Source organism: Streptomyces sp. PL-29 (assembly GCF_058344425.1).
In genome coordinates, this window is record NZ_CP136996.1 from 4,673,783 (window position 1) to 4,697,633 (window position 23,851).

Consider the following 23,851-nt stretch of genomic DNA (forward strand, 5'->3'; position numbering starts at 1 on the left):
ACGGAGAGAACCACCGTTAAGTCGTCACATCTACGGAGTCCCCGTGTCGCTGCCACCCCTGGTCGAGCCGGCTGCTGAGCTCACCGTTGACGAGGTCCGTCGGTACTCCCGCCACCTGATCATCCCGGATGTCGGGATGGACGGTCAGAAGCGCCTGAAGAACGCCAAGGTGCTGGCCGTGGGCGCGGGCGGCCTCGGCTCGCCCGCCCTCATGTACCTGGCCGCGGCCGGCGTGGGCACGCTGGGCATCGTGGAGTTCGACGAGGTCGACGAGTCGAACCTGCAGCGCCAGATCATCCACAGCCAGTCGGACATCGGCCGCTCCAAGGCCGAGTCCGCCCGCGACAGCGTGCTGGGCATCAACCCGTACGTGAACGTGGTCCTTCACGAAGAGCGGCTCGAAGCCGAGAACGTGATGGAGATCTTCAGCCAGTACGACCTGATCGTCGACGGCACGGACAACTTCGCCACGCGCTACCTCGTCAACGACGCCTGCGTGCTGCTGAACAAGCCGTACGTCTGGGGTTCGATCTACCGCTTCGACGGCCAGGCCTCGGTCTTCTGGTCCGAGCACGGCCCCTGCTACCGCTGCCTCTACCCGGAGCCCCCGCCGCCGGGCATGGTGCCCAGCTGCGCCGAGGGCGGTGTCCTCGGCGTGCTCTGCGCGTCCATCGGCTCCATCCAGGTCACCGAGGCCATCAAGGTCCTCACCGGTGTCGGCGAGCCGCTGGTCGGCCGCTTGATGATCTACGACGCCCTGGAGATGCAGTACCGCCAGGTCAAGGTCCGCAAGGACCCCGACTGCGCGGTCTGCGGCCCGAACGCGACGGTCAAGGAGCTCATCGACTACGAGGCCTTCTGCGGCGTGGTCTCGGAAGAGGCCCAGGAGGCGGCCGCCGGCTCCACGATCACTCCGAAGCAGCTCAAGGAGTGGATCGACGGCGACGAGCTGATCGAGATCATCGACGTCCGCGAGGTCAACGAGTACGAGATCGTCTCGATCCCCGGCGCGAAGCTGATCCCCAAGGGCGAGTTCCTGATGGGCACGGCCCTCCAGGACCTGCCCCAGGACAAGCGCATCGTCTTGCACTGCAAGACGGGTGTCCGCAGTGCGGAAGTCCTGGCGGTCCTGAAGTCGGCGGGCTTCGCCGACGCGGTGCACGTCGGCGGTGGCGTCATCGGCTGGGTCCACCAGATCGAGCCCGAGAAGCCGGTCTACTGATCCTTCCGCGAAGGGGCTGTACCCGCTCGCAGAGCGGGTACAGCCCCTTCGCGCTGCCTGCGCGTCCCCGGCCCCCGCCCCGGTCGGTCAGGCGCCGAGGGGTTCCACCGAGGCCGACGCCGACGGTGGCGCGGGGGACTGGGAGGGGTCCGGCGGCGGGGTGCAGACGGTGTTCGAGGGCGGCACCTTGCCGTCCAGCAGGTAGGAGTTCACGGCGCCCTGCACGCACGGGTCGCCGCTGTTGTAGGCCCCATGCCCCTCGCCCTTGTACGTGAGCTCCACGCCGACGCCGGGGCCGAGCCGCTCGACCATCTTGCGGGCGCCCTCGTACGGGGTGGCCGGGTCTCCCGTGTTGCCGATCACCAGGATCGGGTCGGCCCCCGGGGCGGAGACGTCCGGGGTGGACGCCGTGCCGGGGACCGGCCAGCCGGTGCAGCCCATCATGGCCCAGCCGAGGAAGTCGCCGAACACCGGTGAGGCGGCCCGGAAGGCGGGCAGCTTGGCCTTGGTCTGCTCCAGGGTGTAGCGGTCCTTGGAGTCGACGCAGTTGATCGCGGTGTTGGCGGCGCCGATGTTGCTGTAGGCGCCGTTCTGGTCGCGGCCGTTGAGGGCGTCGGACAGCGCCATCAGCAGCTGCCCCTGACCGCCCTCGGCCTCGTCCAGGCCCTGTTCGAGCAGCGGCCAGAGTTCCTCGGAGTAGAGCGCCTGGGCGATGCCGTTGGTGGCCGCGGACTCGGTCAGCATCCGGTCGCCGATCCCCGGGACGGGTTGGGCGGCCAGCCGCTTCTGGAGCTTGATGATGTTGTCCTCGATCTCCTTGGCGGTGCTGCCCTGGAGCCGGCACTCGTCGCCGCGGTCCACGCAGTCCTGCGCGAAGTTGCCGAGGGCCAGCTGGAAGCCCTTGGCCTGACCGAGCGCGCCTTCCTCGGCGGTCGCGGTCGGGTCGACGACGGCGTCGAAGACGGCCCGGCCGACCTTGTCGGGGAAGAGGTGGGCGTAGACCCCGCCGAGCTCGGTCCCGTAGGAGATCCCGAAGTAGTTGAGCTTCTCGTCGCCGAGGGCCTGGCGGATCCGGTCGAGGTCGCGGGCGGCGTTCCGGGTGCCGACGTAGGGGAGCACCTTTCCGGACTTGGCCTCGCAGGCCTGTTGGTACCTGCGGGTGTTGTCGAGGTAGGCCTTCTCCGCCTCCGGGGTGTCGGGGGAGGAGTCCGAGGCGTAGTAGGCGTCGAGCTGGCTGTTGTCCAGGCACAGGACGGGGGAGCTGCGGCCCACCCCGCGCGGGTCGAAGCTCACCAGGTCGTAGCGTTCGCGCAGGGCCTCGTACTCCTTGGCGGCGCCGGGCAGAGTGGCGATGCCGGACCCGCCGGGGCCGCCGAAGTTGAACACGAGCGAGCCGAGGCGCTCGTCCTGGTTTCTGGCCTTCGCCCGGATCAGGGCCAGAGGAATCGTTTCTCCTTCGGGATCCGCGTAGTCGAGCGGCACGTGGAGCGTGGCGCACTGCCAGTCCTTGGGCGGTGCCTGCCCGCCCCCCTCGGCGGCCGTCGGAGGCTCACAGTCCCCCCATTTCAGCGGGGGCGCCCCCTCGGTGCCGCCGGCCTTGGGGGGCTTCTCCTCCCCGCCTCCGGAACAGCCACTGGTACTGGCCGCCCCGGCCAGGAGGGCGACGGCGACGGCGACCCGCAGGAGGTGTTTGGGCATGTCACCATCGTGCGTGACCCCGTCCGCCCCCGCCCGCGCGCTGACCCGTTCGGGTGGGCCGGGGACGGCCCGCGTCCGCACCCGCACGAACCCGCGGCGCGGGCGGTCGCCCGGCGAACGCCGCCCGCCGCAGATCACGCCTCAGATCGCTTCCTTGCGGGTCAGGAAGTTGAAGGAGATCCACCCCGGCAGCACCGGCAGCCAGAAGGTCATCAGGCGGAACAGCAGCACGGCAGAGATCGCAACCTCCTTCTCCAGCCCCGCCGCGATCAGCCCCAGTGTCAGCGTGGTCTCCACCGCGCCCATGCCGCCCGGCGTCGGCGCCGCCGAACCGAGCGCGTTGCCCGCCAGGAACACCACCGCGATGCTCGCGTAGCTGATGGCCTCGCCGCCGCCGAACGCCCTGATCGACGCGTCCAGGCACATCACGAAGCAGCCCGTCAGCAGCAGCATCCCGCCGATGCCCGTCACCAGCTTCTTCGGCCGCTGGAGCACATCCAGCATGCGCGGCACCACGCCCGCGAACAGCGCCCGTACCCGCGTGACCACGAACTTCCGCATGAACGGGACCGCCGTGACCACCAGCACCAGCACCGCCACGGTCAGCAGCCCCGCGATGACCGCCCGGGACGGGGTCATCTCCGGCGTCTTCTCCGTTCCGGTCAGGTAGCCGAAGGACAGCAGCAGCAGGATGTGGCTGGCCAGACCGAACAGCTGCGAGGCGCCCACGCTCGCGACCGCCAGACCCGGCCGGACGCCCGCGCGCTGGAGGAAGCGCGTGTTCAGCGCGACACCGCCGACCGCCGCCGGGGCCACCAGCTTCACGAACGACCCGGCCACCTGCGCGACCACGGTCCGCAGGAACGACACCCGCTCCGGCACGAAGCCCAGCAGGCTCATCGCCGCCGCGAAGTAGGTGAGGGCCGAGAAGGCGAGCGCCGCCCCGACCCAGCCCCACTGCGCGTCGGCGATGATCGTCCCGAAGTCCACGTGCGCCAGCTGGGTGAGCAGGAAGTACGCACCGAACGCGCCCGCGATGAACGACACCAGGGTGCGCGGCCTGATCCGCTCCAGCCGGGCCGGCTCCACCGGCGCCTGCGGGCGGATCAGCAGCACCTGCTGGCGGATCTGGCTCAGCAGGTCTTCCTCGCGGGCCTCGTCCAGCGCGTCGTCGAGGGCCTTCTTCTCGGCCTTGCGTTCGGCGGCGGCCGAGGTCGGCGCGGAAGGGGGTGCGGAGCCCGCCTCGCGCGCGGCCTTCGCCGCGCGCGAGGACTCCAGTACGGCCTCCCGCTCGCGCTCCGCCCGCTCCCGGGCCAGCTTGCGCAGCGACGCCCGGGTGGACCGGCTCAGCGCGATCGGCTGGAGCAGCGGCAGACAGTCCGCCACGATGTCCGGGCCGAGCACCGACACCGCCGAGGCCACCGACCGCTCCGCGCCGACCCGCAGGCCGAGCGTGGCCAGCAGCTGTGCCACGTCCATCCGGAGCACCAGGTCGCCGGCCGCGATCTCGCCTCCGCGCAGGTCGGTAAGGGTGACGTTGCCGGAACGATCCACCACCAATGCGTCCCCGGTGAGCCTGCGGTGGGCGATCCGCCGTGACTGCAGGGCGTGCACCTGCTCCCAGGCGTTGCGGGTCAGCTCGTCGGTGATCTCCTCGTCGGGGAGGGAGTCCAGGGGCCGGCCGCCCAAGTGCTCGTACACGAGCATCACCGCGTCCGGGCCCAGCTCCGAGGTGGCGATCAGCTTCGGCGCGTTCGCCCCGGCCGCGATGGCCGCGTACGCGAGGAGCGCCTCCTGCTCCAGGGCCTGCCGCAGCGACTGCAGGCTGCGGCGGGTGGTGATGCCGCGCAGGGTGAGACGGCGCCAAACGCGGTAGAAGAAGCCCTGGGCCTGCTGTTCCCGGTCGACGACGGTGACGTCGAGCGGAGGGCCGTCCTCAAGGGTGACGTGGTAGCGCCGGCCGCGGTCGCCCGCCTCGGACGCCTCGGGGCCCTCGGCCGTCTCGGCGCGCATCGCGCTGACCGGCTGGAAACCGACCCGGCGCAGACCGGCCAGGAGGTTCTGCCCGGTGGGTCGCACGTTGGGGGAGCCGACGGCGTACAGGGTGCCGTAGGCCACGCTCCAGCCGATCAGCACGGTGAGGATGATCGAGAAGGGGGTGGTGTAGCCGTTGACCAGCATCGTGAACGCGTTGAGCAGCAGGACCACCCACAGCGCGACACGCCAGTGGGGTCTGCGGGTCATGCCGACGGCGGTCATGTACGCGATCACGGGCGCGAGGTAGCCGTGCACGGGATCGGTGAGGGTCCCGCCGCCCGCGGGACGGGTCAGGGCGTCCTGGATGGTGCCGGGGGCGGCCTGGGAGACCCACAGGTCGGTGGCCAGGGTGACGCCGTGCGCAAGGACGGCCGCGAGCACGCCGTCGGCGATGCGCAGCCCGTCGCGTTTGATCAGCCGCTCGATCGCGAAGGCGACCGGGAGCAGCAGCACCGCGATGCTGGAGACCAGCGCCGCGACCTTGATCAGCAGGTCCGGCGCCTGGCCGGTGCCCTTGCTGATGTCCTCCTCCAGCCCGACGGTGGTGCCGTGTGCGAAGGCGGCGATGCCGAGCAGGACGGCGATGCCGAGGATGCCCACGAGCAGGCGTACGAGGTCGGAGGGCCGGTGCACGCGGGCGGCGAGCAGCGGTTCGTCGACCTCGACCCGGTCGGCGTCGGTCGGGGCGTGGCCGTGCGGGGCCAGGGCGTCGCCGTCGGGGGCTCGGCCGGCCGGGAGGTCGGGGGCGAGGTCGGGGGCGAGGTCCTCGGGGCGGTTCTGCGGGCGGGAGGCGGGGCCGTCGCCAGGGCGCGCGCCGTCGTCCCCCGCCGCGCCTTCCGGAGGGCTCACACCCTGCTCCTTAGTCGTCACATCCGTCTCTTCTTGATCACGTATCACCAGTCACCGCCCGGAAGATGGTGGCACGGACCGAGGGGCCGCCGGGGCATCAGGGTGCGCGCCGGTCCGGAACCACAACATCCGCCGGCGGGTGGCCGGCGTACTGCACCATGTGCTGAATGAGTGAGGAGCTGCCCGCGTACGCGGAGCGCGTACTGGAGGCCGTCGAGCGTATTCCGCCCGGCCGGGTGATGACATACGGGGACGTCGCCGAATGGCTCGGCGAGGGAGGGCCGCGCCAGGTCGGGCGCGTCATGGCCCTGTACGGGGGAGCCGTGCCCTGGTGGCGCGTGGTGCGGGCGGACGGGCTGCCGCTGCCCGGACACCAGGCGCGCGCCCTGGAGCACTACCGGACCGAGGCCACGCCGCTGCGCCTGGCGGCCGGCGGCGACCCGCGCCTGGACATGCGCCGGGCACGCTGGGACGGGTCCCCCGGGCCGGAGGGCGGTCCGGACACCGGCGGACCGGGCCCCGGACGGGACGACGGACGCGACGAGGCTCACACCTGACAGCTTCGGCCATGCGGCGCCGGGGCGGGCGATCGAGCGGCCGCGCGAACCCCCGTCCGGGGTACCCGGGGGGACTGCGCGGTACGCGCCGGTTGCCGTAGCGTTGCCTCTTCGGCTTCCGCGCGAGCCGTCACGGCAGCACCGCCACACCCCGCAGACCCACCAGGACCGGCACCTCACGTGATCACCTCTTCCTCGGACCGCACCGAACGGCGGCGTACGCGGACCTACGACGCGTACCGCCTCGTGCGCACCGGGCCGGAACGGGTGGATCCCCCTGTGCTGGACGCAGCGCAGCGGGCGGTGGTTGACCACCCCGGCGGACCACTGCTGGTGCTGGCCGGACCGGGCACCGGGAAGACGACCACGCTGGTCGAAGCCGTCGCCGCCCGCGTGGACGCGGGTACGGACCCCTCCCGGATCCTGATCCTCACCTTCAGCCGCAAGGCGGCGGTCGAACTGCGCGACCGCGCCGCCCTGCGGCTCGGCGGGGCGCGCGCCCCACAGGCCACCACCTTCCATTCGTTCTGCTACGGACTGGTCCGCGCCCACCAGGACACCGACCTGTTCGCCGATCCGCTGCGGCTGCTGTCCGGCCCCGAGCAGGACGTGATGGTCCGCACCCTCCTGGAGGGCCAGCGCCGGATCCGCTCGATCCGCTGGCCGGACGACCTGCGGGCCGCGCTGACCACGCGCGGGTTCGCCGACGAGGTCCGGGCGGTCCTCGCCCGCGCCCGCGAGTTGGGCCTGGGCCCGGCGTCCCTCGCCGGCTTCGCCGACCGCATCGGCCGTCCCGACTGGAAGGCGGCGGCGGCCTTCCTCTCCGAGTACCTCGACGTCCTGGACATGCAGGGCACACTGGACTACGCCGAACTCCTGCACCGGGCGGTGCTCCTCGCGGAGCGGACCCCGTCGTTGGCCTCGGCCTATGACGCGATCTTCGTGGACGAGTACCAGGACACGGACGCCTCGCAGCTGCGGCTGCTGCGGGCGCTGACCGGACGCGGCGGCACGCTGGTCGCCTTCGGCGACCCGGACCAGTCGATCTACGCCTTCCGCGGCGCCGACATCAACAACGTGCTCGACTTCGAGACCGCCTTCCCGGGCGCACAGGTGAAAGCCCTGACGGCGGGCCGCCGCTCCGGCGCGGCCCTCCTGGAGGCGACCCGGCTCCTGACGACCCGCATGCCGCTGCCCCGCCTGCCGGCGGCCGCGGTCCGCGCGCACCGCGCCCTGCGGGCCACCCGGGAAGGCGGCCGGGTGGAGGTCTTCACCTACCCCACGGCCGGCGCCGAGCTGGACAACATCGCCGACATCCTGCGCCGGGCCCACCTGGAGGACGGGGTGCCGTGGCAGGACATGGCCGTCCTGGTCCGGGCCGGCGGGCGCGCCCTCCCGGTGATGCGCCGCGCCCTCGTCGCCGCCGGGGTCCCGGTCGAGACGGACGGCACGGACACCCCGCTGCGCCACGAACCGGCGGTGGCCCCCCTCCTGACGGCCCTCCGCCTGACGGCCACCGTCCCCGGCGGGCCCGGTGAGCGGACGGCTCCCGCGGGACCGCACCAGGCCACCGCCCCACCGGTTGCCGCAGGAGGGGCCGTTGCGGCGGCGGACCCCGTCGACGGGTCCTCGGGCGCGGCCGACGAGGCCGTCGTCGGGGGCGGACACGGCGCCGACGGTGACGGGGGCGTGGAAGCGGCGCTCACGCTCCTCGCCTCGCCGCTCGGCGGGATGGACGCCGCCGATCTGCGGAGGCTCGGCCGCGCCCTGCGCGAGGAGGAGCGGGCCGCGGGCGTCAAGGTGCCCGCACCGTCCGACGTCCTGCTCGCCCGCGCCCTCGCCGAGCCCGAGCGCCTCACCGCGCACGACCCGGCCCACGCCCGTGGCGCGCAGCGCCTCGGCCTGCTGCTGCGCAAGGCCCGCGAGCTCCTCCAGGGCGGCGGCACCGCCGAAGAGGCCCTGTGGATCCTCTGGGACGGCACCCCCTGGCCCGACCGGCTGGAGCGCCAGGCCCGGCGCGGCGGCGCGGCCGGCCGCAACGCCGACCGCGACCTCGACGCCGTCTGCGCCCTCTTCGACACCGCCGCCCGCGCCGAGGAGCGCACCGGCGGCAGCGGCGCGCTCAACTTCCTCGAACAACTGGAGGCGGAGGACATCGCCGCCGACACGTTGACGGCCCGCACCTCCCGCCCCGACGCGGTCAGGCTGATGACCGCCCACCGTTCCAAGGGGCTGGAGTGGTCCCTCGTCGTCGTCGCGGGCGTCCAGGAGGGACTCTGGCCCGACCTCCGCCGCCGCGGCTCGCTCCTGGAGGCGGACCGCATCGGCCGCGACGGCCTGGCCGAGCCCCTCACTCCCGGCGCCCTCCTCGCCGAGGAACGGCGCCTCTTCTACGTCGCCGCCACCCGCGCCCGCGACCGCCTCGTCGTCACCGCCGTCAAAGCCCCCGCCGAGGACGGCGACCAGCCCTCCCGCCTCCTCACCGAGCTCGGCGTCACCCCGAAGGACGTCACGGGCCGGCCCCGCCGCCCGCTCGCCGTACCGGCGCTCGTCGCGGAGCTGCGCGCCACCACCGTCGACCCGGACGCCTCGCCCGCCCTGCGCGACGCGGCCGCCCGCCGCCTCGCCCGCCTCGCCGCCCTCACCGACGACGAGGACCGCCCCCTGGTCCCCGCCGCGCACCCGCAGCGCTGGTGGGGCCTGTACGAGCCCACCCGCAGTAGGGTTCCGCTGCGCGACCGGGACCGGCCCGTCGCCCTCTCCGGCAGCGCCCTGGACCAGCTCGCGCACACCTGCTCCCTCCAGTGGTTCCTCGGCCGCGAGGTCAAGGCCGACGCCCCGTCCACCGCGGCCCAGGGCTTCGGCAACGTCGTCCACGTCCTCGCCGACGAGGTCGCCTCCGGCCGTACCCCCGCCGACCTGGCCGTCCTCATGGAACGGCTCGACTCGGTGTGGGACGCCCTCGCCTTCGACGCGCCCTGGAAGTCGGCCCAGGAGAAGGAGAACGCCCGCGCCGCCCTCGAACGCTTCCTGCGCTGGCACACCACCGACCGCGGAGGCCGGACGGCAGTGGCGACCGAGCACGAGTTCGACGTCACGCTCGAAGCCGGTGACGTCGCCGTCCGTGTCCGCGGCTCCATGGACCGCGTCGAGGCGGATCCGCAGGGGCGTGCGTACGTCGTCGACTTCAAGACCGGCAAGTCCGCGCCCAGCAGGGACGAGGTCGCCCGCCACCCCCAGCTCGCCGTCTACCAGCTCGCCGTCCGCGAGGGCGCCGTCGACGAGGCCTTCGACGGCCGGCGTCCCGCCCCCGGCGGCGCCGAGCTCGTCCAGCTCCGCCAGGGCGCCGCGCAGCGCGACGGCGGCGGCACGGTCCCCAAGGTCCAGGCCCAGGAGCCCCTCGACGGGGAGTGGGTGGGCGACCTGCTCGCCACCGCCGCCGGCCGCGTCCTGGACGAACGCTTCACGCCCGCCACGGGCCGCCACTGCGACCACTGCTCCTTCCGCAGCTCGTGCAGTGCCCGCCCCGAGGGCCGCCAGACCGTCGAGTGAGCCCGGCGGCCCGGCGGCCCGGCGGCCCGGCAGCCGGCTCCGGACGGTGCCCGGACCCGCCCGGTGGCCGCTTCGGCGGTCCGGGGCTGTCGGTGGGGACGGCTAGCCTTTTCACGTGTCCGCGCGTGCGTCCGTACTGAGCGATCCCGAGCAGCTCAAAGAGCTCCTCGGGATCCCCTTCACGCCCGAACAGATGGCCTGCATCACCGCCCCGCCCGCCCCCCAGGTCGTCGTCGCCGGCGCCGGATCCGGCAAGACCACCGTCATGGCCGCCCGCGTCGTCTGGCTCGTCGGCACCGGCGCGGTCGCGCCCGAGCAGGTCCTCGGCCTCACCTTCACCAACAAGGCGGCCGGCGAACTGTCCGAGCGCGTACGCACCGCCCTGGCGCGGGCCGGCATCACCGACCCGGACCCCTCCCCGGCCGATGCCGAGGCGGCCGGCGGCGAGCCGCGCATCTCCACCTACCACTCCTTCGCCGGCCAGCTCCTCAAGGACCACGGCCTGCGCATCGGCCTGGAGCCCAGCTCCCGCCTCCTCGCCGACGCCACCCGGTTCCAGCTCGCCGCGAAGGTGCTGCGCGACGCCCCCGGCCCGTACCCCGCGCTCACCAAGTCCGTCCCCGACCTCGTCGGCGACCTCCTCGCCCTCGACGCGGAACTCTCCGAGCACCTGGTCGACCCCGAGCATCTGCGCCGGTACGACACCGCACTGCTGGACGTTCTCGCCGGTACCCGGCTGACCAACGAGGACCTGCGCAAGGTGCCCGAGGCCGTGCGCGGCCGCCTCGAACTGCTGGAGCTCGTCGGCCGCTACCGGGCCGCCAAGCGCTCGCGCGACCTGTTCGACTTCAGCGACCAGATAGCCCTCTCCGCGCAGCTCGCCACGACCCGGCCCGAGGTCGGCGCGCTGCTGCGGGAGGAATTCCGGGTGGTTCTCCTCGACGAGTACCAGGACACCTCGGTCGCGCAGCGGCTGCTGCTGTCCGGCCTCTTCGGAGCCGGCACCGGCCACGCGGTCACCGCCGTCGGCGACCCCTGTCAGGCGATCTACGGCTGGCGCGGGGCCTCCGTGGCCAACCTCGACGACTTCCCCGAGCACTTCCCGCACGCCGACGGCACCCCCGCCACCCGGCTCTCGCTCAGCGAGAACCGGCGCAGTGGCGGCCGCCTCCTGGACCTCGCCAACGGTCTCGCCGCCCCGCTGCGGGCCCTGCACGAGGGCGTGGAGGCACTGCGCCCCGCGCCCGGCGCGGAGAGCGCCGGACAGGTCCGCTGCGCCCTGCTGGAGACCCACGCCCAGGAGCTCGACTGGGTCGCCGACTCCGTCGCCCACCTGGTCCGCACCGGCACGGAGCCGCGCGAGATCGCCGTGCTGTGCCGGTCCGCCGGTGACTTCGCGCGGATCCAGGCCGTGCTCGTGGACCGGGACGTCCCGGTGGAGGTCGTCGGCCTGTCCGGGCTGCTGCACCTTCCCGAGGTCGCCGACCTCGTGGCCGTTTGCGAGGTCCTCCAGGACCCGGGCGCCAACGCCTCCCTCGTCCGGCTCCTCATCGGCCCGCGCTGGCGGATCGGCGCCCGCGACCTGGCCCTGCTGGGCCGGCGGGCGCGGCTCCTGGTGGGCCGGGCGCCGGCCGGGGCCGACCCCGACGAACGGCTGGCGGCGGCCGTGGAAGGCGTGGACCCGGCCGAGATCGTGTCCCTGGCCGACGCCCTGGAGACCTTCCTCGACGGCGCCGAACAGGCACCGGACGACCTGCCCTTCTCGGCGGAGGCCCGAGTCCGCTTCGCGCACCTCGCACAGGAGCTCCGCGACCTGCGCCGGTCCCTCGCGGACCCGCTGATGGACGTCCTGCACCGGGTGTTGTCCGCCACCGGCCTCGACGTGGAGCTGTCCGCCTCTCCGCACGCGCTGGCGGCCCGCCGGCGCGAGACCCTCTCGAACTTCATGGACGTCGCGGCCGGCTTCGCCGCGCTCGACGGCGAGGCCACGCTGCTGGCCTTCCTGGCGTTCCTGCGTACGGCCGTCCAGTACGAGAAGGGCCTCGACCACGCCCTGCCGGGCGGCGAGAACACCGTGAAGGTCCTGACCGCCCACAAGTCCAAGGGGCTGGAGTGGGACGTGGTGGTGGTCCCGGACCTGTGCGCGGGGTCCTTCCCCAAGGAGAAGGCGCCGGAGGCCTGGACCTCGTACGCGAAGGTCCTGCCCTACGCGCTGCGCGGCGACGCCCCCACCCTGCCCGCGGACCCGGCGTGGACCTCGGCCGGACTGAAGTCCTTCAAAGCCGCCCTCAAGCACCACAAGTCGGTGGAGGAGCTCCGCCTCGGCTACGTGACCTTCACCCGGCCCCGGTCCCTGCTGCTGGCGTCGGGCCACTGGTGGGGTCCGACCCAGAAGAAGCGCCGCGGCCCGTCGGGGTTCCTCACCGCGCTGTACGAGCACTGCGCTGCCGGCCACGGCGAGATCGAGGCATGGGCGGACGAGCCCGAGCCGACCGCGGAGAACCCGGCCCTCGCGAGCGGGGCCGCGGCCGAGCACTCCTGGCCGCTGCCACTCGACCCGCACTCCCTCGCCCTGCGCCGAGCGGCGGCCGCCCTGGTCGAGTCCTACCTGGCGGCTCCGCCCCCGCCGGAACCGCAGGACGCCTACCTCTGGCCCCCGGACTGCGAGGATCCCGCCTACGACGACGAGCCCTGGCCCGACGACCCGTGGTCGCAGCCCGACCCGGGCCCGGCCGAGGTCCGGGACGGCGCCGTCCTCCCGGGCGCCCCCGCCGCCACCCCGTGGCCGCACACACCGCCCGCCGCCGACGCCCGGGGCGACGCCGACCGCGCCGCGGGCCAGAGCCCGCCTGCCGTGCCCCAGCCGCGCGACGCCCGGGCAGACGACGCCCGGGCAGACGACGCCCGGGCAGACGACGCCTGGGAGGAGGACGCCTGGGAGGGGGACGCCTGGGAGGAGGACGCCTGGGCCGACGAGGCCTGGGCGGCCGACTCCGCGGCGCGGTCGCGCTCCGTGCCGCGGCCCGTGGTGCCCGCCCTCCCGGAGGAGGCGCGGCCCACGCCCGAGGAGGCGCGGGCCATCGCCTCCTGGGATCGGGACCTCGACGCCCTGGAGGGCGAGCTGCGCCGTGCCCGCGCGGCCGTCCGCGAGGTGCAGCTCCCCCCTGCGCTCTCCGCCAGCCAGCTGCTCCGGCTCGCCGCCGACGAGCAGGGCTTCGTCCGCGACCTCGCCCGCCCCATGCCCAAGCCCCCACAGCCCGCGGCCCGTCAGGGCACCCGCTTCCACGCCTGGGTCGAGTCCCGCTTCGACGAACTCCCGCTGCCCTTCCTGGACGTCCTCGACCCCGTCGCCGACCTCCCCGGCGCAGACTCCGGGCAGGACATCGCCGACGAGGCCGAGCTCGACGCCCTCAAGGCCGCCTTCGAGCGCAGCCCGTACGCGGACCGCCCGCCCCACCGCATGGAGGCACCGGTCCAGCTCACCCTCGCCGGCCGAGTCGTCCGGGGCCGGATCGACGCCGTCTACCGGACCACCGACGAGGACGGCATCGACAGCTACGAGATCGTCGACTGGAAGACCGGCCGGAGCACCGAGGCCGATCCGCTCCAGCTCGCCGTCTACCGCCTCGCCTGGGCCGAAGCCACCAACACCCCGCTCGACCGGGTCACCGCGGCCTTCCTGCACGTCCGCAGCGGCCGTGTGATCCGCCCGCGGGACCTCCCCGGCAGGGCCCGCCTTGAGCGGATCCTCCAAGGCGAATCGGGTACCGGCGGTGACCACCGGGCGGACGGCTAGGCTCGGGGCATGAGCGACACCCAGCCGGACAGCGCCGTCCGCACGTACATCGACACCCACCGCGCCGCGTTCCTCGACGACCTGGCCGAGTGGCTGCGCATCCCCTCCGTCTCGGCCCAGCCCGAGCACGCTGACGACGTGCGGCGCAGCGCGGAATGGCTCGCGGCGAAGCTCAAGGAGACCGGCTTCCCGGTCGCCGAGGTCTGGGAGACGGACGGCGCTCCCGCCGTCTACGCGCACTGGCCGAGCGAGGATCCGCAGGCCCCGACCGTCCTCGTGTACGGCCACCACGACGTGCAGCCCGCCGCCGTCGAGGACGGCTGGCACACCGACCCGTTCGAGCCGGTGATCCGCGGCGGCCGCATGTACGCCCGCGGCGCCGCCGACGACAAGGGCCAGGTGTTCTTCCACACGCTGGGCGTGCGGGCGCACCTCGCGGCCACCGGCGCCGCCGCCCCCGCCGTGCACCTCAAGCTGATCGTGGAGGGCGAGGAGGAGTCCGGTTCGGCCCACTTCCGCGAGCTCGTGGAGACCCGCGCGGCCGAGCTCGCCGCCGACGTCGTGATCGTCTCCGACACCGGCATGTGGTCCGAGACCACTCCCACCGTCTGCACCGGCATGCGCGGCGTCGCCGACTGCGAGATCGACCTCCACGGTCCCGACCAGGACATCCACTCCGGAGCCTTCGGCGGGGCCGTGCCCAACCCGGCCACCGCCGCCGCTCGCCTGGTCGCCGCCCTGCACGACGCCGACGGCAGGGTCACGGTCCCCGGCTTCTACGACGGCATCGCCGAGCTCACCGACGCGGAGCGCGCGCTCATCGCCGAGCTGCCCTTCGACGAGTCCGAGTGGCTGCGCACGGCCAAGTCCCACGCGGCCGCCGGCGAGGCCGGCTACTCCACCCTGGAGCGCGTCTGGGCCCGCCCGACGGCCGAGGTCAACGGCATCGGGGGCGGCTACCAGGGGCCGGGCGGGAAGACCATCGTCCCCGCCTCCGCCCACGTGAAGCTGTCGTTCCGACTGGTGTCGGGACAGGACCCGTACGAGGTCGAGGCGGCGGTCAGGGAGTGGGTCACCAGCCGGATCCCGGACGGGATCCGGCACTCCATCACCTTCGGGGCACCGACCCGCCCCTGCCTGACCCCGCTGGACCACCCGGCCCTGCAGTCCGTCGTACGGTCCATGGGCCGGGCCTTCGGCCAGAAGATCCGCTTCACCCGCGAGGGCGGCTCCGGACCCGCGGCCGACCTCCAGGACGTCCTGGGCGCGCCCGTCCTCTTCCTCGGCATCTCCGTGCCGTCCGACGGCTGGCACGCGCCGAACGAGAAGGTCGAGTTGGACCTGCTGCTCAAGGGCGTCGAGACGGCCGCGTACCTCTGGGGGGACCTGGCCGACGGCCTCCGCGGCCACCGCACGACCCGCCCACACGCCTGACCGGCCCACACACCTGTCGTACCGAGCCTGCCTGTCCCACCACCGGGGGAGTTGGAAGTACCAGTGAGCACCCATACCGAGCGACCTCTCTCGCTCACCGCGCCCAGCGGGATCGACCGCGCCGCGCACCACCGCCTCGACGAGGCCTGGCTCGCCGCCGCCTGGAGCCACCCGACGACCCGCGTCTTCGTCGTCTCCGGCGGCCAGGTGCTGATCGATGACACTCCCGACGGCGGCACCGGCATCGTGATGACCCCGGCCTTCGAGGCCCCGGTCACCGAGACCCACCGCTACTTCCTGGGTACGGACGAGGACGGCGTACGGTACTTCGCGCTGCAGAAGGACGCCCTGCCCGGCCGCATGGACCAGTCGGCCCGCCCGGCCGGGCTGCGCGAGGCCGGGTTGCTGCTGAACGACCGCGACGCCGGTCTGATGGTCAACGCGGTGGCCCTGGAGAACTGGCAGCGGATGCACCGCTTCTGCTCCCGCTGCGGGGAGCGCACGGTGGTCGCCGCCGCCGGGCACATCCGGCGCTGCCCCGCCTGCGGCGCCGAGCACTACCCGCGCACCGACCCGGCCGTGATCATGCTGGTCACCGACGAGCACGACCGTGCGCTGCTGGGCCGGCAGGTGCACTGGCCGGAGGGCCGCTTCTCGACCCTCGCCGGGTTCGTGGAGCCGGGCGAGTCGATAGAGCAGTCCGTCGTCCGCGAGGTGTGGGAGGAGGCGGGCGTCAGGGTCGGCCGGGTCGAGTACGTGGCCAGCCAGCCGTGGCCCTTCCCGTACAGCCTGATGCTGGGCTTCAACGCCCGCGCCACCAGCTCCGAGATCACCGTGGACGGCGAGGAGATCCAGGAGGCCCGCTGGTTCTCCCGCGACGAGCTGCGCGCGGCGTTCGCGTCGGGCGAGGTGCTGCCCCCGTCCGGCATCTCCATCGCGGCCCGGCTGGTCGAGCTCTGGTACGGCGAGCCGCTGCCGAAGGCCGCGGCGTAGCGTTGCGCCCCGGGCCCGCGCCCGGCCGGGCCCCGGGTGCCCGCGCCGAGCGGCGGGCCCCGCCTCGGCGGCGGGTGCCCGCCGCGGACGACCGAGGGCCCGCTCAGACGGCGAGGGCCTGCTTCACCTGGGCCAGGCTCGGGTTGGTCATGACGGACTCGCTGCCGGCGGCGGACTTCACCAGCACGGTGGGCACCGTCTGGTTCCCGCCGTTGGCCTTCTCGACGAACGCCGCGGACTCCGGGTCGAGCTCGATGTTGATCTCGTTGTACGCGATGCCTTCCCGGTCCAGCTGGGTCTTCAGCCGACGGCAGTAGCCGCACCAGGTCGTGCTGTACATCGTCACGGTGCCCGTGTCCTGCATGGTGCGCTCTCCTTCGTGAAGGCTCTGTGGTCCGAGTACACGAACGTACGCGACCGCACGGCCATTCCCGTACGTGCGCATCCGTACCGCCGGTGTGACCGATACGACGAATCCACCTCTCCTGTGGACGGATTTCCCGCCCGGCTCACGCGACCTGGCAGCATGGCGGAGTGACAGCAGCAACGCACTCCTCGTCCTTCCCCGCCGCCGCGGACTCGGCCGACGCGGTGCTCCTGGGCCTCGACCCGGAGCAGCGCGAGGTCGCGACGACCCTGCGCGGACCGGTGTGCGTGCTGGCCGGCGCCGGCACGGGCAAGACCCGGGCGATCACCCACCGCATCGCCTACGGCGTCCGGTCCGGGCAGCTCATGCCGGCCAGTGTGCTCGCCGTCACCTTCACCAACCGGGCCGCCGGCGAGATGCGCGGCCGCCTGCGCGCGCTCGGCGCGGGCGGGGTCCAGGCCCGGACCTTCCACTCGGCCGCCCTGCGCCAGCTCCAGTACTTCTGGCCGAAAGCCGTCGGAGGGGACGTGCCCCGGCTGCTGGAGCGCAAGATCCAGCTCGTCGCCGAGGCCGGCGCCCGCTGCCGCATCCGCCTCGACCGGGGCGAGCTGCGCGACGTGACCGGCGAGATCGAGTGGGCCAAGGTCACCCAGACGGTGCCGGCCGACTATCCGGTGGCCGCCCTCAAGGCGGGCCGGGAGGCCCCCAGGGACATGGCCGAGATCGCCCAGATCTACGGGACGTACGAACAGCTCAAGCGCGACCGCGGAATGATCGACTTCGAGGACGTGCTGCTCCTGACCGTCGGCATCCTCCAGGACCGCCACGACATCGCCGAGCAGATCCGTGCCCAGTACCAGCACTTCGTCGTCGACGAGTACCAGGACGTCAGCCCGCTCCAGCAGCGGCTGCTCGACCTGTGGCTCGGCGAGCGCGACAGCCTCTGCGTCGTCGGGGACGCCAGCCAGACCATCTACTCCTTCACCGGCGCCACCCCCGACCACCTGCTGAACTTCCGCACGCGCTACCCGCAGGCCACCGTGGTCAAGCTGGTCCGCGACTACCGCTCCACCCCGCAGGTGGTGCACCTCGCCAACGGGCTGCTCAAGCAGGCCAGGGGGCGGGCGGCCGAGCACCGCCTCGAACTCGTCTCCCAGCGCGAGAGCGGCCCCGACCCGGTCTACGCCGAATACGCGGACGAGCCCGCCGAGGCCGAGGGCGTCGCCCGCCGGATCCGCGACCTGATCGCCGCGGGCGTGCCGGCGGGCGAGATCGCCGTGCTCTTCCGCATCAACGCCCAGTCCGAGGTCTACGAGCAGGCCCTCGCCGACGCCGGGGTGCCCTACCAGCTGCGCGGTGCCGAGCGGTTCTTCGAGCGCCAGGAGGTCCAGAAGGCCATCCTCGCGCTGCGCGGAGCGGCCCGTTCGGGCGGGAACGACCCGCTGCTCGACGACGTCGTCGACCTGGGTTCCCAGGTCCGTGCGGTGCTCAGCTCCATCGGCTGGACCACCCAGCCGCCCGCCGGTTCCGGCGCAGTCCGCGACCAGTGGGAGTCGGTGGCGGCGCTGCTGCGGCTCGCCGAGGACTTCGCGCGCAGTCGGCCCGGCGCCACCCTGGCGGATCTCACGGTCGAACTCGACGACCGCCGGGCTGCCCAGCACGCCCCGACCGTCCAGGGCGTCACCCTGGCCTCGCTGCACGCGGCGAAGGGCCTGGAGTGGGACGCGGTGTTCCTCGTCGGCCTCACCGACGGCATGATCCCGATCACCTACGCCAGGACCGACGACCAGGTCGAGGAGGAGCGGCGGCTGCTCTACGTCGGCGTCACCCGGGCCCGGCTGCACTTGAGCCTGTCCTGGGCGCTCTCCCGCACCCCCGGGGGGCGGGCCTCCCGGCGCCCCAGCCGTTTCCTGAGCGGTCTGCGGCCGGGCTCGGCGGCCCCGGGCAGCCGGACGGGCTCCGCGGGCGAGCGGGCGGCCCCCGGGCGCGGCCGCCGCGCACCGGTGCTGTGCCGGGTCTGCGGCAGGACGCTGACCGAGGCCGGCGAGCTGAAGCTGATGCGCTGCGAGGACTGCCCGTCCGACATGGACGAAGGCCTCTACGAGCGGCTGCGGGACTGGCGCGCCGTCCAGTCGAAGCGGCAGGGCCTGCCCGCCTACTGCGTCTTCACGGACAAGACACTGATGGCGATCGCGGAGGCCGCGCCCTCCGAAGCGGGGGAGCTGGCGATGATCTCCGGGGTGGGTGGTCGCAAGCTTGACCGGTACGGAGCCGATGTTCTGGCCATCTGTGCAGGTCAGGAGCCTGAGGAGGGGGATCCTGACGGCGCGTAGAAAATCGTCGGAAAAATAGTTTGCACATGCCCAGCGAAGACCCATAGGTTCTTAGCAACGGAAACGGTGGCTTCTCCGAAGCCCCGGATCCGTGCTGTACTTATCCGAATACGCATGGGACAGGCCCTCGGGCCGGGTCCCCGAGACGCCGAGAGGAGGCGAGACCAGTGACCAGCTTCATGACCTTCACCAAAATGACCGATCGCTCGGTTGATGCCTCCTGCCTGCTCGGTTCCGTCTCCGCTCTGGGCACCGGTGCGTCCGCGATTTCCGCCGGCCGCCCCGCCCTGCTCGCGACCCTTGCGATCAGTGAGCGCAACGAGCGACCGACCCAGGCACCGGTGGCAGTACTGGCAGCAGAAGCCCAGGCGCATGGCGCCTACGGATTCGCCGCCGCGGCCGGTGCCGGATCCCTGACGAAGCAGACGAAGCAGCAGTACCACCTGATGTGGGCCTTCCGCGGGCTCGAACCCTGGAGTGATCCAGCCTGATCGCATGATCAGGCCGGCGCCTTCAGGGCCGCGGAACCCCACCCGGGATCCGCGGCCCTTCTGTTTGTCCCCGACCGGGGGCTACAGCAGAGAAGGGGCCTCGGGACTGGCAGAACCAGGTACCAGCCGAACCCGGCCGACCGGCCGGAACGCCTAGCCGCACAAGACGAGGAAGAAACCACCGTGCAACTCGAAGCGCACGCCCCGTCCGTACCGCAGACCCAAACGATCTCCCCGCCCGCAGTCCCGGAGGACCACGCCTTGACCCCGCTCACCGCGCTCACCGCGCTCGACGACGCCATCGAGAACCTCGGCGTCCCGGTTCCCTGCCGCACCTTCGACCCCGAGGTCTTCTTCGCTGAGTCCCCGGCCGACGTCGAGTACGCCAAGTCCCTCTGCCGTACCTGCCCGCTGGTCGAGGCCTGCCTCGCCGGAGCGGTCGAGCGCCGCGAGCCCTGGGGTGTGTGGGGTGGCGAGCTCTTCGTCCAGGGTGTCGTCGTAGCCCGGAAGCGCCCCCGTGGCCGTCCGCGCAAGAACCCGGTTGTCTCGGCATGACCGCCATCGGAACCATCGACCGCCCCCTCACGCACGACCCCCTGAAGCAGGCCCTCATGACCGCCCACACCACGAGCGAGCAGCCCCACGGCGCCGCCCACGCAGACTTCATCACCACCGGCGCGATCACCTCGCGTCAGAACAGGACCCGAGAAATGCAACTCATCCCAGAAGCCCTGGCTCGCGCCCATATGGACGACCGCATGCGTGAGGCGGACGCCGAGCGTCACGCCGTCCGCCTGGTCGCCGCGCGCCGCATGCAGCGGCGGGCCGAGCGCGTCTCGATGCGCGCCCGGCGCGCACTGGCCATGGCCGTCATGCACTGAGAGCTGAAAGCCACTCCCCGGGGGGACCGGTCCGAACGGACCGGTCCCCCCGGGGCGTTGCGCGGGCCCGGCCACCCCCGGCGGATGTATCGTCCGGAGGTGGACACGCCGACTCCCCAACCCGACCCGTCGGGATCCGAGGCCCAGCCCGTCGTCGTCTGCGCGCGCTGCGGCAGACGGTCCCCCGGCGGAGCCCCGCCCACCTGGACCTGTTCGGTGGAGAACGGGACCAGGGAGTACTTCTGCGTCGAGTGCGCCCGCGCCAACCTCAGGGCCATCGAGGGAAGGCTCGACTCCTCCTGGTGGTGACGGCCGAAGCCGTCATTCGGCCGACGCGAACCCGGGCAGCCAGGTGTCCAGTTCGTCGCGCAGTCGCACGGTAGCGCCCAGCTGGCACAGCACGCCGATGGTGCTCAGCGTTACCCGGTGGATCAGCAGGTACGAGGGCGGCAGGTTGATCTGTCGGCCCAACTGGTGAGCGGGGGAGCGCGGATCGGCGATCCGTGCCGCCTGGCCGCGCAGCCACGGCCGGGTGAAGGTGAACTCCTCGGCCTCGGCCGGCTCGATGATCGGCTTCAGATAGTCCAGGACGGCGTCCGGTTCCAGGGCGACGGTGTCCTTCACGAACCCCTCGGCGCGCAGGTGGCCGTAAACCCCCTCGGCGTCGCCGTCCAGCGTCATCCGCAGGGACCTGCCGATCGGCCTGGGCCAGCCCCCGGGCAGCCGGTCGACCGTGCCGAAGTCCAGGACGCCCAGCCGCATCCGGCCGTCCGCCCCCGGTATCAGCCGGAAGTTGCCCGGATGCGGATCGGCGTGCAGCAGGCCCGTGCGTGCGGGACCGGAGAAGAGGAACCGGGCCAGCAACTGCCCCGCGCGGTCGCGCTCCTGCTCGGTGCCGTCGGCGATCACCTCCGACAGCGGGGTCCCGTCCAGCCATTCGGTCACGAGCACCTGGTCGCCCTGGTGCACCACGTCCGGGACGATCACATCGGGGTCGTCCACGAAGGCGTCGGCGTGTGTCCGCTGGGCCTCGGCCTCCAGCTCGTAGTCGAGCTCCTCCGCCACCCGGTCGCGCAACTCCTTGATCAGCGGCTTGATCTCCATGCCGGGAACCAGCGGGCCCAGCAGCCCCGCGAACCGGCCCAGCTGCTTCAGGTCCGATAGCAGCGCCTCACCGGCCCCCGGGTACTGGACCTTGACCGCCACCTGACGGCCGTCGTGCCACACCGCCCGGTGCACCTGCCCGATCGAGGCGGCCGCCGCCGGCTCGTCCTCGAACTCCTCGAAAAGGTCCTGCCAGTCCGTCCCCAGACGGTCCGTCAGTACCTGGTGCACCGTCGTCGCGGGCAGCGGCGGGGCCGCCTCCTGGAGCTTGGTCAGCGCCGCCCGGTAGGGCCCCGCGACCTCCTCGGGCAGCGCCGACTCGAAGACCGAAAGTGCCTGCCCGAACTTCATCGCGCCGCCCTTCAGTTCCCCGAGCGTGCGGAACAACTGTTCGGCTGTGCGCTGCTGGAGCTCGCGCGCCACGATCTCGGCGGACTTGCCACCGATCCGCTTGCCCAGCCCCCAGGTGACCCGTCCCGCGATGCCGATCGGCAACGCGGCCAGCTTGACGGTGCGGGTGACCGCCTTCCGGGGAAGATCAGACATGCGCCCCTCCATTTCCCGGGCAGCTGAGCCGCGAGCGGCGGTTCGGCAGAAGCCCTCCGGTCCGGAGCATCCTGTCACGGCCCTCCGGGCGGGTCCGCTCCCGATCCTCTTCCCGTGGTCCGCCCGGCCGACCGGAGTCGCCCTGCGGGCTCCGGGGCCGCCCCGCAGGGGCAGTCGGGGTGGGGGCGGACCGCCGTCGGCTCCCAGTGAAGGCCGGGCAGGGCGGCCTCCCAGCGGGAGCCCGCGGAGGCGGGCAGCTGCCCGTCGAGGAAGGCGAGCGCATGGGCTGCTGCCAGCCCGGCCACCGCCGTGGACAGGCCCAGGTCGCAGGCGGCGCTCCCGCGGCGGCGGTGCGACGAGCGCCACTGCACGAGCATCCTCGGCCAGGCTGCGTCCCGGTCCACCCGGTCGCGCTCCATGCACCCGGCGCACGCCGTCGTGCCCGGCAGCACCAGCGGCCCCACCAGCCCCGTCCCCTCCAACACCCCCGCGTACAGGTGCGGAATCCCGGAGGCGACCCAGTCGGCCGCGGTGTCCGGATCCGGCGCCCAGGCATGCAGCCCGTCCCTCGGCGCGACCACGACCAGGGCCAGCCCGGGTTCCGGACCCTCCTCCGCTCCGGCCCGCGGACCCGGACCGGGTGCTGCGGAGCGGACCACCGAGGCCGCGGCCCCGGCCCGCATCCGGCCCACGCTCGCGGGACCCAGGCCGCCGGGCGCCACGTCGGCCGGCTCCACCCGCCCCCCGTCGAGCACGTCGACCCGCCCCACACCGGCTCCCGCCAGGACGGCCGCGATCACCGAACCCACCCGGCCGCTCCCGCGCACCCGGACCCGTATCGCCCGGCGCGCCGCGACCCCCCGCAGGTCCCCGCCGGGCTCGCGGTGAACCAGGGAGAGGGAACCCAGGTCCGGGCCCAGTCGCTCCAGCGCCTCCGGATGGCTGCGCAGGGCCTGCGCCCGCGGCCCGCCCGCGGTGGCGTCGTCGAGCAGACCGGCCCCCGCCAGCCGTCGGACCAGTGCGTCGGCCAGCCCCTCCGGCAGCCCCATCCGGGTGGCCTCGGCCCGCAGCAGACCCATCCCCCGCGTCCCGTCGATTCGGTCGATGAGCGCACCCGTAGCCGTGTCCACGGGCCCGAGCACCACCGCGTGTGCCGGAGTCACCCCGAACTGCACCGTCTGCAGATCGCGCCAGGCCCGCGCCAGCGCGGGCTTCACCCTCGGAAACATGAACGCTCCCTCGATATCCGTGCGAACGAGCTCGGTCCCATTTCTCGCTCCCCGGCAACAATGCCCCTCCGTCGGATACCGCGCAGAAAGTTGTCCACAGGTACGAGGTGTTCGGCATATGGGATGAAGAGGAATGCCTTTCGGGTTCGACGACGAACCGCCCGTGTTCGAACCCCGGACGCGCGGGACTTCCGCCGCCGACACCGGGTAACGTCGTGGCGTGTCCGCCGACCCACCGCCGCGCGCCGTCGAAGTCCGCCGGAGCGCGCGCCGCCGCAGGACCGTATCCGCCTATCGCGAGGGTGATCGTACGGTCGTCCTGATCCCTGCCCGGATGTCCGAGGCCGAGGAGCAGCGCTGGGTGGGCGTCATGCTCGACAAGCTGGCCGCCCAGGAGAGCAAGCGCACCCTCGGGGACGCGGAACTCACCGAACGCGCCGAGCGTTTGTCCGAGCAGTACTTCGACGGCCGCGCCCGCCCCCGCTCGGTCCGCTGGGTCACCAACCAGAACACCCGCTGGGGCTCGTGCACCCCGGCCGAAGGCAGCATCCGGCTCTCGCACCGCCTCCAGGGCATGCCGGAGTACGTCGTCGACTACGTGCTCCTGCACGAGCTGGCCCACCTCCTCGTGCCCGGCCACGGCCCCCGTTTCTGGCAGCTGCTGGAGGCGTACCCGCGCACCGAGCGGGCCCGGGGCTACCTGGAGGGCGTGGTCGCGGCCGAGCGCCTGCCGCAGGTGCCCGCCGCCCGCGAGGAGTGACC

17 protein-coding genes are annotated in these 23,851 nt (G+C 73.3%); 12 read left to right on the plus strand and 5 right to left on the minus strand.

The genetic code is table 11. The features are described 5' to 3' along the window. Positions 1 to 43 precede the first annotated feature (43 nt). A complete protein-coding gene (moeZ, locus tag R4Z63_RS21720) occupies positions 44 to 1,222 on the plus strand; it encodes an adenylyltransferase/sulfurtransferase MoeZ (RefSeq protein ID WP_037919559.1) in 1,179 nt (392 codons plus the stop codon). Positions 1,223 to 1,309: 87 nt separating this feature from the next. On the opposite strand, the gene R4Z63_RS21725 is transcribed toward moeZ, so the two are convergent. Both R4Z63_RS21725 and R4Z63_RS21730 read right to left on the minus strand, forming a co-directional pair. Continuing rightward, positions 1,310 to 2,920, minus strand: coding sequence for an alpha/beta hydrolase (locus R4Z63_RS21725; RefSeq protein ID WP_078556161.1), 1,611 nt, complete (start codon positions 2,918 to 2,920; stop codon positions 1,310 to 1,312). A gap of 141 nt (positions 2,921 to 3,061) precedes the next feature. Beyond that, positions 3,062 to 5,854, minus strand: a complete 2,793-nt coding sequence (locus R4Z63_RS21730) for a lysylphosphatidylglycerol synthase transmembrane domain-containing protein (RefSeq protein WP_384453072.1) — start codon at positions 5,852 to 5,854, stop codon at positions 3,062 to 3,064. 119 nt (positions 5,855 to 5,973) lie between these two features. Here R4Z63_RS21730 and R4Z63_RS21735 point away from each other — a divergent pair, with 119 nt between their 5' ends. The 5 genes from R4Z63_RS21735 (at position 5,974) to nudC (ending at position 16,138) form a co-directional block, all read left to right on the plus strand. Beyond that, complete coding sequence (locus R4Z63_RS21735; RefSeq protein WP_384453075.1) at positions 5,974 to 6,363, plus strand: MGMT family protein; 390 nt, start codon at positions 5,974 to 5,976, stop codon at positions 6,361 to 6,363. A gap of 180 nt (positions 6,364 to 6,543) precedes the next feature. After that, positions 6,544 to 9,915 (plus strand): ATP-dependent helicase, encoded by a 3,372-nt coding sequence (locus R4Z63_RS21740; RefSeq protein WP_384453078.1) that lies wholly within the window; start codon positions 6,544 to 6,546, stop codon positions 9,913 to 9,915. A gap of 115 nt (positions 9,916 to 10,030) precedes the next feature. Next, positions 10,031 to 13,711, plus strand: coding sequence for an ATP-dependent helicase (locus R4Z63_RS21745; protein WP_384453081.1), 3,681 nt, complete (start codon positions 10,031 to 10,033; stop codon positions 13,709 to 13,711). A 9-nt stretch (positions 13,712 to 13,720) separates the two neighbouring features. Then, the gene (locus R4Z63_RS21750) at positions 13,721 to 15,145 is read left to right on the plus strand and encodes a dipeptidase (protein ID WP_384453084.1); all 1,425 of its coding nucleotides are present in this window, start codon (positions 13,721 to 13,723) and stop codon (positions 15,143 to 15,145) included. Positions 15,146 to 15,196: 51 nt separating this feature from the next. Then, positions 15,197 to 16,138 carry an NAD(+) diphosphatase gene (nudC, locus tag R4Z63_RS21755; protein ID WP_037919568.1) on the plus strand — a complete coding sequence of 314 codons (942 nt, stop codon included), beginning with the start codon at positions 15,197 to 15,199 and terminating at the stop codon, positions 16,136 to 16,138. Between the two features lie 103 nt (positions 16,139 to 16,241). On the opposite strand, the gene R4Z63_RS21760 is transcribed toward nudC, so the two are convergent. After that, positions 16,242 to 16,502 carry a mycoredoxin gene (locus R4Z63_RS21760; RefSeq protein ID WP_030011087.1) on the minus strand — a complete coding sequence of 87 codons (261 nt, stop codon included), beginning with the start codon at positions 16,500 to 16,502 and terminating at the stop codon, positions 16,242 to 16,244. A gap of 170 nt (positions 16,503 to 16,672) precedes the next feature. Between R4Z63_RS21760 and R4Z63_RS21765 the strand changes: the two genes are divergently transcribed. From R4Z63_RS21765 to R4Z63_RS21785, 5 genes are all read left to right on the plus strand, one after another. Further along, positions 16,673 to 18,838 carry an ATP-dependent DNA helicase UvrD2 gene (locus tag R4Z63_RS21765; protein ID WP_384453088.1) on the plus strand — a complete coding sequence of 722 codons (2,166 nt, stop codon included), beginning with the start codon at positions 16,673 to 16,675 and terminating at the stop codon, positions 18,836 to 18,838. 179 nt (positions 18,839 to 19,017) lie between these two features. After that, positions 19,018 to 19,329, plus strand: coding sequence for a hypothetical protein (locus tag R4Z63_RS21770; protein ID WP_037920017.1), 312 nt, complete (start codon positions 19,018 to 19,020; stop codon positions 19,327 to 19,329). A 183-nt stretch (positions 19,330 to 19,512) separates the two neighbouring features. Further along, a complete protein-coding gene (locus tag R4Z63_RS21775; protein ID WP_037919572.1) occupies positions 19,513 to 19,884 on the plus strand; it encodes a WhiB family transcriptional regulator in 372 nt (123 codons plus the stop codon). After that, positions 19,881 to 20,210, plus strand: a complete 330-nt coding sequence (locus R4Z63_RS21780) for a putative WhiB-interacting protein (protein ID WP_037919577.1) — start codon at positions 19,881 to 19,883, stop codon at positions 20,208 to 20,210. Before R4Z63_RS21775 ends, R4Z63_RS21780 begins: the two co-directional genes overlap by 4 nt. A gap of 99 nt (positions 20,211 to 20,309) precedes the next feature. Continuing rightward, positions 20,310 to 20,519: a hypothetical protein gene (locus R4Z63_RS21785; RefSeq protein WP_037919579.1), complete on the plus strand. Its 210-nt coding sequence runs from the start codon at positions 20,310 to 20,312 to the stop codon at positions 20,517 to 20,519. A 12-nt stretch (positions 20,520 to 20,531) separates the two neighbouring features. On the opposite strand, the gene R4Z63_RS21790 is transcribed toward R4Z63_RS21785, so the two are convergent. Together R4Z63_RS21790 and R4Z63_RS21795 are read right to left on the minus strand one after the other, a co-directional pair. Continuing rightward, on the minus strand, positions 20,532 to 21,860 hold the full coding sequence (locus R4Z63_RS21790) for an ABC1 kinase family protein (protein WP_384453093.1): 1,329 nt from the start codon (positions 21,858 to 21,860) through the stop codon (positions 20,532 to 20,534). A 74-nt stretch (positions 21,861 to 21,934) separates the two neighbouring features. Beyond that, positions 21,935 to 23,089 carry a ThiF family adenylyltransferase gene (locus R4Z63_RS21795; RefSeq protein WP_384453096.1) on the minus strand — a complete coding sequence of 385 codons (1,155 nt, stop codon included), beginning with the start codon at positions 23,087 to 23,089 and terminating at the stop codon, positions 21,935 to 21,937. A gap of 220 nt (positions 23,090 to 23,309) precedes the next feature. Between R4Z63_RS21795 and R4Z63_RS21800 the strand changes: the two genes are divergently transcribed. Further along, positions 23,310 to 23,849 (plus strand): M48 metallopeptidase family protein, encoded by a 540-nt coding sequence (locus tag R4Z63_RS21800; RefSeq protein ID WP_052030310.1) that lies wholly within the window; start codon positions 23,310 to 23,312, stop codon positions 23,847 to 23,849. Positions 23,850 to 23,851 lie beyond the last annotated feature (2 nt).